Origin of the sequence: Methanothermobacter sp. K4, assembly GCF_022014235.1 — an archaeon.
GTDB lineage: Archaea > Methanobacteriota > Methanobacteria > Methanobacteriales > Methanothermobacteraceae > Methanothermobacter.
Window position 1 is genome coordinate 37,402 of sequence record NZ_JAKLTD010000001.1, and the last position, 12,359, is coordinate 49,760.

Annotated in this window: 14 protein-coding genes; 5 read left to right on the top strand and 9 right to left on the bottom strand. The window is 47.8% G+C overall.

The features are described 5' to 3' along the window. Positions 1-7 precede the first annotated feature (7 nt). From alaS to L5462_RS00250, 9 genes are all read right to left on the bottom strand, one after another. A complete protein-coding gene (gene alaS / locus L5462_RS00210; protein WP_237778839.1) occupies positions 8-2,704 on the bottom strand; it encodes an alanine--tRNA ligase in 2,697 nt (898 codons plus the stop codon). Positions 2,705-2,789: 85 nt separating this feature from the next. After that, positions 2,790-3,098 carry a 50S ribosomal protein P1 gene (rpl12p, locus tag L5462_RS00215; protein ID WP_013295096.1) on the bottom strand — a complete coding sequence of 103 codons (309 nt, stop codon included), beginning with the start codon at positions 3,096-3,098 and terminating at the stop codon, positions 2,790-2,792. A 51-nt stretch (positions 3,099-3,149) separates the two neighbouring features. Then, positions 3,150-4,160 (bottom strand): 50S ribosomal protein L10, encoded by a 1,011-nt coding sequence (locus L5462_RS00220; RefSeq protein WP_237778840.1) that lies wholly within the window; start codon positions 4,158-4,160, stop codon positions 3,150-3,152. Beyond that, the gene (locus L5462_RS00225) at positions 4,161-4,799 is read right to left on the bottom strand and encodes a 50S ribosomal protein L1 (protein WP_237778841.1); all 639 of its coding nucleotides are present in this window, start codon (positions 4,797-4,799) and stop codon (positions 4,161-4,163) included. Between the two features lie 78 nt (positions 4,800-4,877). After that, on the bottom strand, positions 4,878-5,360 hold the full coding sequence (locus tag L5462_RS00230; protein WP_237778842.1) for a 50S ribosomal protein L11: 483 nt from the start codon (positions 5,358-5,360) through the stop codon (positions 4,878-4,880). Next, complete coding sequence (locus tag L5462_RS00235; protein WP_237778843.1) at positions 5,360-5,839, bottom strand: transcription elongation factor Spt5; 480 nt, start codon at positions 5,837-5,839, stop codon at positions 5,360-5,362. The genes L5462_RS00230 and L5462_RS00235 overlap by 1 nt, the downstream gene beginning before the upstream one ends. A gap of 54 nt (positions 5,840-5,893) precedes the next feature. After that, entirely contained in the window at positions 5,894-6,073 is a 180-nt protein-coding gene (locus tag L5462_RS00240; RefSeq protein ID WP_160323217.1) for a protein translocase SEC61 complex subunit gamma, read from the bottom strand. Between the two features lie 122 nt (positions 6,074-6,195). Further along, complete coding sequence (gene ftsZ, locus L5462_RS00245) at positions 6,196-7,341, bottom strand: cell division protein FtsZ (RefSeq protein WP_237778844.1); 1,146 nt, start codon at positions 7,339-7,341, stop codon at positions 6,196-6,198. 231 nt (positions 7,342-7,572) lie between these two features. Beyond that, positions 7,573-8,133 (bottom strand): pyruvate kinase alpha/beta domain-containing protein, encoded by a 561-nt coding sequence (locus L5462_RS00250; protein WP_237778845.1) that lies wholly within the window; start codon positions 8,131-8,133, stop codon positions 7,573-7,575. A 221-nt stretch (positions 8,134-8,354) separates the two neighbouring features. Here L5462_RS00250 and comA point away from each other — a divergent pair, with 221 nt between their 5' ends. The 5 genes from comA to L5462_RS00275 are packed head-to-tail and all read left to right on the top strand — an operon-like array spanning position 8,355 to position 12,241. Further along, positions 8,355-9,131, top strand: coding sequence for a phosphosulfolactate synthase (gene comA, locus L5462_RS00255; protein ID WP_237778846.1), 777 nt, complete (start codon positions 8,355-8,357; stop codon positions 9,129-9,131). Next, positions 9,131-9,910: an ATP-binding cassette domain-containing protein gene (locus L5462_RS00260; protein WP_237778847.1), complete on the top strand. Its 780-nt coding sequence runs from the start codon at positions 9,131-9,133 to the stop codon at positions 9,908-9,910. The genes comA and L5462_RS00260 overlap by 1 nt, the downstream gene beginning before the upstream one ends. Positions 9,911-9,944: 34 nt before the next feature. After that, complete coding sequence (locus tag L5462_RS00265; RefSeq protein WP_237778848.1) at positions 9,945-10,646, top strand: GTP-binding protein; 702 nt, start codon at positions 9,945-9,947, stop codon at positions 10,644-10,646. Between the two features lie 16 nt (positions 10,647-10,662). Next, the gene (locus tag L5462_RS00270; protein ID WP_237779479.1) at positions 10,663-11,340 is read left to right on the top strand and encodes a (Fe-S)-binding protein; all 678 of its coding nucleotides are present in this window, start codon (positions 10,663-10,665) and stop codon (positions 11,338-11,340) included. A 58-nt stretch (positions 11,341-11,398) separates the two neighbouring features. Further along, the gene (locus L5462_RS00275; protein ID WP_237779480.1) at positions 11,399-12,241 is read left to right on the top strand and encodes a coenzyme F420-0:L-glutamate ligase; all 843 of its coding nucleotides are present in this window, start codon (positions 11,399-11,401) and stop codon (positions 12,239-12,241) included. Positions 12,242-12,359 lie beyond the last annotated feature (118 nt).

Consider the following 12,359-nt stretch of genomic DNA (forward strand, 5'->3'; position numbering starts at 1 on the left):
CTTAAATTCATCCTCCAAAGGATTCAAACGAGGATCTTGCCTCCTCAAGGGCCTCATGGATTTTATCCTTTCTTTTACCTGCTCCCTGTGCAAGGTGGGGTTTGCCACCACCTCCACCTCCAAGGACCTTTGCAGCTGATGCTATAACCTCATTTATTCTTAAACCCCTTTTGACCGCGTCATCAGATGCTGTCCCAACTATCTGGGCCTTCGAATTTGCGAGGACAACCGCGTCAGCTGATTCTGTGAGTTCAAGGGCCATGTTCTTCATCTCATCCATGTCAGCCTCAACCGTGTCTATGATGACCCTCAGGCCGTTGAGGTTCTCCACCCTATCCCTCACCTCCAGGATTTTGAGTGAAGCCATTTCCTCCTTAAGACGTGAAACCTCATTTCTGAGGGCCTTCCACTCTGTGAAGAATCTTTCAGAGGTGCGTGGAAGCTGTGAGGGTGTTACCTTGAATACCTCTGAGCTCTCCCTCAGTATATCCCTGTTTTTCTGCATGAGTTCAATGGCCGATGCCCCTGCAGAGAATTCTATCCTCTCAACACCATCCTGTATGCGTTCGGTCCGGTTGATCATTATAAGGCCTATGTCCCCGGTTCTCCTAACATGGGTGCCGGCACATGCCTGTACATCCACTTCTGGAATCTCAACGACCCTTATAATGGAGCCCGGTACAACACCCCCCTGGTAGAGTATGAATCCGTACCTTTTCTCTGCAATGTCCCTGTCCATCCACCTGACATCAAGGGCTATGTTTTCCATGACGTATTCGTTGGCCAGCCTCTCTATCTCATCAAGTTCCCCCTGAGTTATCCTCATGTAATGTGAGAGGTCTATCCTTGAACTCTTAACACCCTTCTGGGCCCCTGCCTGCCATATGTGGTCTCCAAGGACCCTCCTTGCAGCTGCAACTATGAGGTGGGTGGCTGTGTGGTTCCTTGTAAGCTGAAGTCTTCTATCTGGATCAATGTGGCCCCTTACAGTTTCCCCTGGTTTGAGGCGGATTTCATCGTCTGTCCTGTGGAGTACCACATTACCTATCTTCTCTGCATGCTTTATCCGGATCCTGCAGCCTTCTGATTCAATGTAGCCGGTGTCAGATGGCTGACCTCCGCCCTCAGGGTAAAAGAGTGTTTTATCAAGTATGACTCCGTCCTCATGTACCCCCAGCACACTGGCTTCGAATTCCAGGTCATCGGGTCGTTCATAGAAGAGGAGCTCTGTCTGAGGGTAATCAAGATGGATTTCCTCCTCTGGGGTTTCAGTTTCAGCCTCATTCATCTCCGCAACCAGGGTGTAGAAGTTGTCTGGAATTTTAACACTGAAACCTGATTCCTCTGCTATCTCCTTTATGGTTTCAGGGGGGATTCCATGGGAGTCATATAGTTTTATAAGGATTTCAAGGGGCATCTCGCTCTTGTTATCCTTCCTGAGGTATTTTATGGTCTTCTCCACAATCCTCCGGCCCCTTGTCACGGTCTTTGCATATCTGTGTTCCTCAAGGTCTATGATGCTGAGTATGTGTTCATGGTGTTCCCTTATCTCAGGGTAGTGGCCCTCAAGGAACTCCACCTGGATGTTCATTATATCCTTCAGGGACTCCCTCATTCCGAGTTCCTTCATGAGCCTCAGTGTCCTCCGGATTATGAGCCTGGCGAGGTAGCCCTCCTTGACATTTGATGGTATGACACCATCTGCAAGCATGAATGCAAGGCAGCGCGTATGGTCGGCTATGGCATAAATGGACTCCATAGGGGCTGCTGCACGTTCAAGTTCGCTGGCTGGGATTCCGAGTTTATCAGCTACCCTTTTTCGAAGTTCCCTGAGATCAGCATAGGTTTCTATATCCATCATTCCAGCTACACGGGCATTTTCTGCCAGTATTTCCTCGTTGACCTCCACGCCTGTCAGTTCAATCAGCCTCTCAATTACCGGTCCAAAACATGCGTCGTAGGCTGTTGGTGTCCCCTGGGATATCCAGGCAAATCTCTCAAGTCCATAGCCGGTGTCAACTATTTTTAGCGGGATCTCCTCCCTGCCGCCATCTGGAAGGGTTCTGTACTGTATGAAAACCAGTGTAGCCAGCTCGACTCCGCGGACACAGACCTCATAGCATGGCCCCTCGTTTCCGCCACCCTGCCACCAGGATTCTATGAAGGTTATCTCAGATGGATCAATACCTATATGGGTCAGGAATTCGTGGCAGTACTTTACTGTCTCTTCTTCCCAGTAAACTGTGTTATCTTCAGAGTTGAATGCATGGTGTCCGCCCATGGTGAAGCATGTTAGGTGTCTACCTGTTCTTCCAACGTTATCAACGTCGTTGAGTCTTATTGATGGCTGCGCAACAACAAGTGGATTTGCAGGGGGCTTCACAAGGCCGGATGTCACCCATGGCTGAAAGTTGTATATGGATGCTCCCACAAGGAAGACATCGTCCCGCCAGCGCTTTGCAAGTACCGGATATCTTCTGATGGGCTCATGACCCCTTTCAGCGAAAAATTCTATGAATTCATCCTGTATCTCGTACAGGTCATAGCTTCTATCTGTCGCGGGATTTCCTATAAAATCGTATTCATCGCAGGGGGCATCTCCACATGTTCCGCGTTCCCTTATTGACCAGAAGGTATTCCCACAGGACTCGCATTCATATTTCCTGTATCCAAGTTCTTCAAGCTGACGAGACATGGTAATCATTGAAAACAGTTTTTATAAATAGAATCAGGATTAGGAAAAATAAATTTTTTGCCATTGGTTATGGCAGAAAAAAATAGAAAGGAGTTTAACCGAAGAGTGCACCGAGACCGGCTGCTGCTTCCTCTTCAGCTTCCTCTTCTTCCTCTTCTTCTTCCTCTTCTTCTTCAGCCTCTTCGGCTGCTGCTGCAGGTGCTGCGGCTGCTGCAGGTGCTGCTGCTACAGCTGTTGTTTCCATTGCCTCTTCAATGTCCACATCTTCAAGGGCTGCTATTAGAGCCTTGACCCTTGCATCATCCACTTCAGCGCCTGCTGCTTCAAGGACACTTTTAACGTTTTCTTCGTTGATCTCCTTACCGGTTGTGTGCAGTAACATTGCTGCGTATATGTATTCCATATGATCACCTCAAATTTTTATTTTTTTAGGTTAACTATGCCATTAAAGCGTTTATCCGAAGAGTGCGCCGAGACCAGCGGCTGCATCCTCTTCTTCCTCTTCTTCTTCCTCTTCAGCTTCTTCTTCAACCTCTTCCTCTTTCTCTTCAGGGGCGGGTGCTGCTGCCCTTGAAGACAATTTATCCCTCAGTTCATCATCAACTGCTTCACCATTAACCTCTGCAGCTGCAGCGGCCAGTGCAAGCATCTGGGCATAGGCCTTTGCAAGCAGCAGATCAGTGGTCTCTGAGGTTAGGATTGATGCATTGTATGCAAGGTTGAATGACTTTGAAGCAGCCTTCTGGATAATCGCAGGCATTGTTTCGCGAGTGTATATAACTGCGTTAACTGATAGGTTAAATGCCTGTGAAAATGCTTTCTGAATGTCAGATAAGGTTTTTTCCTCATCTATGGTCAGGATGTCTGCTGTGTAGACTGTCTGATTTTCATATGCTGCCCTGAGATCTATTCCAACCTCAAGTGGCTGTATATCCAGCCTTGTTAATATTCCTGCCACCTTTGGGGGTATCTCCTCCCCGGCCTTCACCACAACGTGGTCATTTGAAACCACGATCTTTCCCTTCTCGATCTTGGCCGGGATGCCTATCTGCTGAAGCTCCCCCAGGATTGGGCCCGGGGCAAAGCCGGTGTCCCCCTTGGGTACAACTATATCCGCCGGGGCTATGGCACCTGGCTTGGCAGGGGCAGGGGTTTTGCTGTCCTCAAGGATCTTGAAGAGTTTGAATGGGTTCATATCAGTGAATATGAGTGCAGGCTGGCCCTCCATGTAATCAGAGAGGGAATCAACATTTTCAAGTTCTCTGCCAGCTTTTTCCAGGGCAAGGCTGATCAGTGTCTTCTTTGACATTCTGATGAGTGCACTGTCACGGAGTGTCTGGCGCATCTTCTGTAGCTGTCTTGCAGGTATATCAGCAAGGTTAGCTATACCAACCACTTCATGACTCTTGATGAGGTCCTGGAGCTCCTGAACCTCTTTCTTCTTCCATTCAGCCACATGAGCCATTTAAATCACCCTCACTACCGGGCCCATGGTCGTTTTAACGTACATGGACTTAAGCTGGTTTCTGCCCTTCTCGAGTTTGCGGTCAATTGTCTGCAGAACAGCCTCTATGTTCTCGGCAAGTTTCTCATCATCCATATCCTCTGTGCCAACCACAGTATGAACCACAGGCTGGTCCTTGATTCTCACCTTTACAGTGTCCCTGAGCCTCTTGAGTATGGGCTCCGGGTTCACCGTTGCCGGCACCGGTTTTGGCATCTTCTTTCTGGGTCCAAGAACCGGTCCAAGGAACCTTCCCACCAGGGGCATCATATCTGCCTGGGCCACGAAGAATTCATAGCTGTTGGCAAGTTTTTTTGCTTCCTTTCGGTTTTTGCCAAGTTCTTCAAGTTCATCCTTGGTTATCACAAGGTCGGCTCCAGCGTTCTTAGCCTGGAGAGCCAGTTCCCCATCGGCTATCACGGCGATTTTAACATCCTTACCGCGACCGTTGGGTAGAGAAACTTCCTCGTCAAACCTGTTCTCTGGTTTGTTGACGTCAAGGTCCTTGATGTTAAGAATAACATCCATGGACTGTGTGAAGTTTCTCGGCCTTGAAAGTTCCTTGGCCTTCTTCACCGCTTCCATAATCTCCTGTTGCATTTCTGAATCCTCCATGAACTTCAAAAAATAAGTTCATATGATGGGGTTAGTTATGTGATTCTCAAGATTTATAAATTTTTATGATGTGAGGAGGTCATCATAGGCTCCCTGATCAACTTCCCTCTGAACCTCCCTGGGGTCCTTGCCATTCACTGTCACACCCATACTCACACAGGTACCCATGATCTCCTTGACTGCACGTTTGTAGTCGTTTGAGAGGAGGGCGTCGAACTTCATCCTTGCTATCTTCAGCACCTGCTCCATGGAGATGTCTGCTATCTTGTCCATGCCCGGGTCCTGTGAACCCTTCTCGATCTTGAGTTCATCCATGATCAGGGCGGTTGTTGGTGGTGTACCAACCTCAACCTCAAAGTCCCTTGTGTCGGTATCAACTATGATCTTAACAGGGACCTTCATTCCCTCAAAATCCGCGGTTTTGCGGTTTATCTCCTCAACAACCTGCATCATGTTAATTCCAAGCGGACCAATCGCAGGACCCAGTGGCGGTCCTGGAGTGGCTTTTCCACCATCAATAAGAATTTCAACGGTTTCTTTAGCCATTAATCAGCCTCCTTTTGTATTATTCTAATCTGATCACCTTTAACTGTTACAGGAATCGGCACTGCAGCCTCTATGAGTTCAAGTACGACTTCCTCTCTGGATTCATCTATACGGATAACCTTTGCCCTTTCACCCTTGAATGGCCCTGAGATCAGCTCAACGATGCTGCCCTTCTTAATGGACGATATTATGGGCTCAGGTTTGAGGAACCTCTTAACCTCCTCGAACTCTATCTTTGCTTCGCCCTCGGTTTTTCCCTCAACAACACCCCTGAGGTGGGGAACCCTTATGGCAGGGTTTCTCATGTCGATCTTTGACGAGGACTCAACAAGGATGTAGCCCCTGAGGGACTCTGGAACAAGAATCGCGTTTATCTCAATACCACTATCCCTTATCTTCCTGGCCAGCATCCTTGCCACATTCTTCTCCTGACCCACCGAGGTCTTAAGGGCATAGATGGAATTTTTACTATCTTCCATTAAGAACACAACCTCATATATATAATTCACTGTGACTTTTTCAGTAAGAGTTAATCAGCCACCCAGTAACTGGGCAATTATACTTATTATGAATCCTATTACACCTATCAATATTATACCGATACCTGTCACCTTTGACACGTTGAGGTATTCTTCCCTTGTGGGTTTCTTTGATACCTTCAATACCCTCTTTGACTGCTTGATAAAATTCAGAACAGAATCCCTGTATTTCATGATTTATCCCCGCTAATTTATAATGATTAAAAACAAGGATGATGATCGGGATGAGTGATGGAGTAATCTATCCTTCAAGATTTATAAATGTTTTCATTGATGTGGGGGTGTGTGGAAGAATATCAGAATACTCCATCTATAAATTCTTCCAGGACAGACTCATCCACAGAGTCCTTCTCCCGCTGTTTTTCCTCGAAGAACTCCTTTTCTGCAGATCCATGTGAGCCGTATATGTACGGTGATCTCACACCGGCAACAACAATCGTTGTTCTTATAACGTTCTGCAGTTCATCCTGAATCTGCGCACCCCATATTATGTTTGCATCGGGATCCAGTTCCTCGGCAACAACCTCAACTATCCTTTCGGCCTCCTGAAGTGTCAGGTCGGAACTTCCAGAGATATTTATAAGTGCACCCTTTGCATTGGATATGTCCAGATCAAGTAGCGGGCTGTTAAGAGCCTCGTAAACTGATTCAAGGGCCCTGTCACCTGCTTCGGCTTCACCCATTCCAATCATTGCCATCCCTGAGCCCTTCATTATGCTCCTAACATCAGCAAAGTCGAGGCTCACAAGACCCGGCCTGGTTATGAGTTCCGTTATCCCCTTAACTGCCCTGCCAAGGATTTCATCTGCAACCATGAATGCCTTGTTGAGGGGAAGGTTGGGTGCAACCTCAAGAAGCTTGTCATTGGGGATCACTATCACGGTATCGGCAGCACTCTGAAGTTTCTCAAGGCCCCTCTCAGCATTTTCCCTTCTTTTAAGGCCCTCAGCACTGAAGGGCATGGTTGCAACTGCTATCGTGAGTGCACCGGCCTTTTTGGCCAGCTTGGATATCACTGGTGCCGATCCGGTTCCTGTGCCTCCGCCAAGACCACAGGTTACAAAGACCATGTCAGCCCCTTCAAGCTCCCTGCGGATATCATCCTCGCTTTCCTCGGCACATTCCTCTCCAACCTCAGGGACTCCACCTGCACCAAGACCTCCACATACATTCCTTCCTATGAGCAGCTTCCGGTTAGCAACCGTATAGAAGAGATCCTGGGCATCTGTGTTAATGGCTATTGTTTCAGCACCCTCAACTCCTATTTCACTGAGCCTAGTTACGGTGTTGTTACCCGCCCCGCCGGTCCCAACAACGTATATCTTTGCCCTGCTATTTTCGATTATTTCCCGAAGTTCCTGGTCAATTTCTGAGTTCATTGAGATGGAAGGTGGCTTTTCCCTTTTCTCAGATTCCTTTATGGCATCGTTAATGAATTTCACTTACTACCCCCACATTTATCTATGAAATATGTTATTGTGGTAATACATATTTAAAAGCAACGGTTTAAGTGGCACCAATGAACCCATGGGTCCCGATCAAAATTAAAAATCAGTTTCTGTGACCTCTCAAAATACCGGTACAATGTTGGGGCAAAATGAAATTATGGTATGGTCACCGGGCCATGAAAATCATGAATTCCGGCAACCCACCCATACCATGCAGGTACCTGATTATGGTCTTGGCATCGCAATGATCTCATGAATTCTCAGGTCAAATACGCTATTCATATGCGCCGGTGTGAGAACCAGGGCCGTGTCAGCACCCCATCCAGTGCCACCTACTGCTATGACCTCCCTATCAACAGGGATGAGTCCTGCGTCGGCTGCCATTATCGATATCTCAACACACACCTTGAAGCCCTGTGAAACCATCCTGAGGGTTTCGGCCATCACCTCAACAGGTGTGACTCCGCCGAACTTATTTGATATCCCCCTTCCAACACCGCTGAGTGCATGTGAACCTGCGTATACACTGACACCCCTCTCAATCAGTTTCTCCCTCATCCCGGGTTCAAGTTCAAGTTTGCCCTTCTCCCTGAAACCCGCATGGTGTGTTACAGAAACAATGTTTCCCTCAACCATCTCAGATAACCTGAGTGCAGTTTCACCGGATACTGAGGCGACCACAAAGTCCCTGATCCCAAGCTTATCTGCCCTTTCCTTAACAAGTTCAAGGACCCTTTCAGTGTTCTCCTTACCTGGCCTTTCAAAGTAACATATACTCTCCATCACATGTACCACCACCTATTAATATATAATATAGATCCCAAAATAGTGATGGGATTCAACTTATAGAATCTTCATGGTACCTATATAAGATCCCAAATAGTAGATGGGACCAGATATCCCATGAGACCTATATAAGAAAAATTATTTATAAAGGTAGTAAACATATGAATTTAAATTAATATGCCGTTGGTGTTTATTCTGACTCAACCCAGAAGGTGATAATAATGAACGCCTTTGACTTTCTCACACCTCCAAGGGGTGGGAAACCCAGAAAAAATGGAATAACCATGGTTCTCGATAAGGGAATGGGCATTAAAACAGCCCGTGACCTCATGGAGATTTCATCAGATTACGTTGATTTCATAAAGTTTGGATGGGGAACCCTCCCCCTCCACAGACGCGATGCTGTCATTGAAAAAATAGAGATGTACCGTTCATTCGATGTTGAGGCGTATCCCGGGGGCACCCTCTTTGAGATCGCCTACCTCAACGGTAAAATCCAGGAATACCTTGAAGAGGCACGAAGCCTTGGTTTTGAAACACTGGAAATATCAAATGGAACAGTTGAGATAGAAACTGATGAAAAATGTGAACTTATAGAGAGAGCAGCTGAAGATGGGTTCCAGATCATATCAGAGGTTGGTAAAAAGGACCCTGTGAGAGACAGGCTCCTCAGCCCGGAGGATCGGGTTGAACTTGTAAGGGCCGACCTTGAAGCTGGAGCCAGCATGGTACTCATGGAGGCCCGGGAAAGCGGCCACAACATAGGCATATACGATGAGGATGGAAACGTGAAGGAGGACGAATTCAACCACCTCCTCAATGAACTCCCACAGGATAGGATAATATGGGAGGCCCCACAGAAAAACCAGCAGGTTTACTTCATACTGAAAATAGGACCAGACGTTAACCTTGGAAACATACCCCCCGAAGAGATAACAGCCCTTGAAACCATAAGAAGAGGCTTGAGGGGAGATACTCTCGGAAAGGTGAATCTTTAATGATAGAGAAAATCACAGTAATTGGCGGTTATGACAAATACGGAGAGAAGGAACCGGTTGAGAAGGTTGAAATAAGAAAAGGCGAAATTTTTGGTGTGGTCGGCCCCACAGGAAGTGGTAAAAGTTCACTTATAGGTGACATTGAACAGCTGGCCCAGAAGGACACCTTCTCCAAGAGAAAAATCCTCGTGAACGATGAAGAGCCAAGTTACGAGGACCGTACAAACCCCAGGAAGAAGATGGTGGCACAGCTCTCCCAGAACATGAACTTCCTGGCAGATATGACAGTGGGAGAGTTTCTCAGTCTTCACGCCAAATGCAGGGGTGCCAGTGAAAAATGCGTGGATCGTGTGATCCAACTTGCAAACACCCTCACCGGTGAACCCATCAAAAAGGAGCACGACCTCACAATACTCAGTGGGGGGCAGTCAAGGGCCCTCATGGTTGCGGATGTGGCCATAATAAGTGACTCTCCCATAGTGCTCATAGATGAAATCGAAAACGCCGGCATAAGAAAACACGATGCGCTCAAGGTGCTGGCAGGACACGGCAAAATCGTTCTGGTTGTAACCCACGACCCTGTGCTTGCACTCATGACCGACAAGAGGATAGTGATGAAGCATGGTGGTATGCAGAAGATAGTTACAACGACACCCCAGGAGAAGGAGATATCCCGTGAACTCAACAAGATAGATGAACTCATGCTCAGCCTCCGTGAGAAGGTGAGGAGGGGAGAGCTGGTTGAAAGCATAGACCTCACAGAGATAATAAAAGGTTAAGCTGAAAGCTACACCAGTTACAGAAGGGAAACATATGAGAATGGTAATAGTTGCTGGAACACCAGGATCCGGGAAAACAGCAGTACTCATGCACACACTGAAGAGCCTCAAGGCGAGGGGATTCAATTCATCGGTGGTTAAAATAGACTGTCTATACACCGATGACGACAAGAAGTTTGAGAAGATAGGGGTGCCCACACTTGTGGGCCTCTCAATGGATATGTGCCCGGACCACTACGCCATCTACAACATAGATGACATGATAAAATGGGCCGGGAAGAATGAATCAGACTTCCTAATCATTGAAACAGCAGGATTGTGTCACAGGTGCGCGCCCTACACAAAGAACTGCCTGGGTGTTTGCGTTATAGACGCTACAAGCGGTCCCAACACCCCCCTCAAGGTTGGACCCTTCCTTTCAACTGCAGACATTGCTGTCGTTACCAAAGGGGATATGATATCCCAGGCAGAGAGGGAAATATTCAGGGAGCGTATACTGGAGGTTAACCCATCGGCAAAGATAATAGAGGCAAATGGTCTCAGCGGACAGGGATGCATGGAACTTGCAGAGGAAATGATAGAGAGCAGAGAGGTTTCCCTTGAAAAAGAGGAACTCCGTCACTCAGCACCCCTTGCAGTCTGCACCCTCTGTGTGGGTGAGACAAGGGTCAATAAGAAGCACCACAGGGGAATACTCAGAAGAATAGACGGCTTCCAGACATATGAGGGAGAATGAAGAGAGAGTCTTTCAGATGCCAGGTGACAGATCACTCAGAGAAAGGGTTACAGAACTTCTTCCAGGATACAACTGCGGTATCTGTGGCTATGCAAGGTGCGATGAATACGCCTCCGCACTCCTTAAGGGGCGGACAGAGATAGACAGATGCCACTTCATGTACCAGGAGCTTTTTGCAGAGAACCTTCAGAAGCTCCAGGAGATCCTCAAGGAGGAGGACCTTCTGCCAGAGGAGAAGAAGGTTGTGGGTGTCCTTGACGGGTACGAGGCAGATTTCATACTGAAGCCCCTCCCTGAAGAGGGTTCATGCAGGGAGGTGCTCTTTCCATTTGCAAGGACTGAACTTAAAAAGGGGGATATAATCCGTTACAGGCCCCTGGGGTGCCCCATAACCCACTTTGCGGAGATACTGGATGAAAACAATGGGCTCATAACTGTCCACATCGTTGGGCCATGTCACCGTCTTGGAAACGAGGACTTTGAGTTCAGGGACATCGGGGTCTGCATGGTGGGGGGCTTTGAGGGCATGATTGACGGAGAACTCCCCAACATCGGTGACACCGTGAGATTTCTCCCGGCCCACTGCATGATGCAGAAGGTCCACTCGGGGGTCGTGGTGCAGCTTGAAGGCAGGAGGGCCATCATAGAGGGTATAGACCTCAAGGTATGGGCCCCGCCTGTGAGGGTCAGATGAACATTCCCTAGATTTTTTGCCTTAATTGAGGGGAATGCAGTTAGAGGACCGGATGAATATGCCCACAGATGGATACATCACGGTGCCTGTGAGGACCGACTACATAAAGCCAGGTGAGGGTTTATCTGAAATTGTGAATAGGGCAGGTGAACTGGTCACCGATGGGGACTTCCTCGTGGTCTCTGAAACCCCCATCTCGATTGCCCAGGGGAACCTCGTTGATGAATCAGAATTTGAAGCCTCCAGGACTGCCATCATTCTTGCAGACCTCTGGTCAAAGTACATCTGGGGCCATATCCTCGGACCCCTTTTTGGAATAAAGGAAAGAACCCTGAGAAATCTCAGAAACCTCCCCCCTGAGGCAAGAAACCATAAGGAGGTTGTGCTCAGATATTACGGTCTGAAACATGCCCTCAAACCAGCCTCTGAGGCCGGAATTGATTTGAGCAATGTCCCGGGCACATATGTTTCACTTCTTCCTGAAAACCCGGTTAGTGCTGCAAAATCCATTGCAGAGGGGATCCTGAGGGAATCAGGTGCAGATGTCACGGTGGTTGTTATTGACACCGACGCAACCTACCGAATCCTTGGGAGATATTTCACATCACTTCCCATAGCTGCACCAGGTATAATCTCAGATACCGGTTTCATGGGTTACATTGCAGGGAGGTTCTCCAGGAAAAGATGGCCAACCCCCCTTGCATCATCAAAACCTGCTACCCCTGAGGTACTCCTTGAGGTGGCATCCATTGCCGAGGGGTACCATGAAAGGTACAGCAATAGAAAAACCGTTTATGATATGGCCAGTGAACTTGGAAGTGAACCTGAAACAGTTACAGTTGAAATGCTGTCCTCACTGGAACATGTACCTGCGGTCATTGTGAGGCCCCCGCTGCGATGAGGAACTCATGATTTTATAAAATTTTAAATAAGATTAGGCACATAAATTGGAGTGCACTCAAAAAATTTGATTGATTCAGCATACCCTGTATGCAGTTATTTCTCAAAGCTGGAGGATT

Excerpts from the sequence above, each read along its gene's own strand:
- alaS (WP_237778839.1), bottom strand. The coding sequence starts at position 2,704 with ATGATTACCATGTCTCGTCAGCTTGAAGAACTTGGATACAGGAAATAT.
- rpl12p (WP_013295096.1), bottom strand. The coding sequence starts at position 3,098 with ATGGAATACATATACGCAGCAATGTTACTGCACACAACCGGTAAGGAG.
- L5462_RS00220 (WP_237778840.1), bottom strand. The coding sequence starts at position 4,160 with ATGGCTCATGTGGCTGAATGGAAGAAGAAAGAGGTTCAGGAGCTCCAG.
- L5462_RS00225 (WP_237778841.1), bottom strand. The coding sequence starts at position 4,799 with ATGCAACAGGAGATTATGGAAGCGGTGAAGAAGGCCAAGGAACTTTCA.
- L5462_RS00230 (WP_237778842.1), bottom strand. The coding sequence starts at position 5,360 with ATGGCTAAAGAAACCGTTGAAATTCTTATTGATGGTGGAAAAGCCACT.
- L5462_RS00235 (WP_237778843.1), bottom strand. The coding sequence starts at position 5,839 with ATGGAAGATAGTAAAAATTCCATCTATGCCCTTAAGACCTCGGTGGGT.
- L5462_RS00240 (WP_160323217.1), bottom strand. The coding sequence starts at position 6,073 with ATGAAATACAGGGATTCTGTTCTGAATTTTATCAAGCAGTCAAAGAGG.
- comA (WP_237778846.1), top strand. The coding sequence starts at position 8,355 with ATGAACGCCTTTGACTTTCTCACACCTCCAAGGGGTGGGAAACCCAGA.
- L5462_RS00260 (WP_237778847.1), top strand. The coding sequence starts at position 9,131 with ATGATAGAGAAAATCACAGTAATTGGCGGTTATGACAAATACGGAGAG.
- L5462_RS00265 (WP_237778848.1), top strand. The coding sequence starts at position 9,945 with ATGAGAATGGTAATAGTTGCTGGAACACCAGGATCCGGGAAAACAGCA.
- L5462_RS00270 (WP_237779479.1), top strand. The coding sequence starts at position 10,663 with ATGCCAGGTGACAGATCACTCAGAGAAAGGGTTACAGAACTTCTTCCA.
- L5462_RS00275 (WP_237779480.1), top strand. The coding sequence starts at position 11,399 with ATGCCCACAGATGGATACATCACGGTGCCTGTGAGGACCGACTACATA.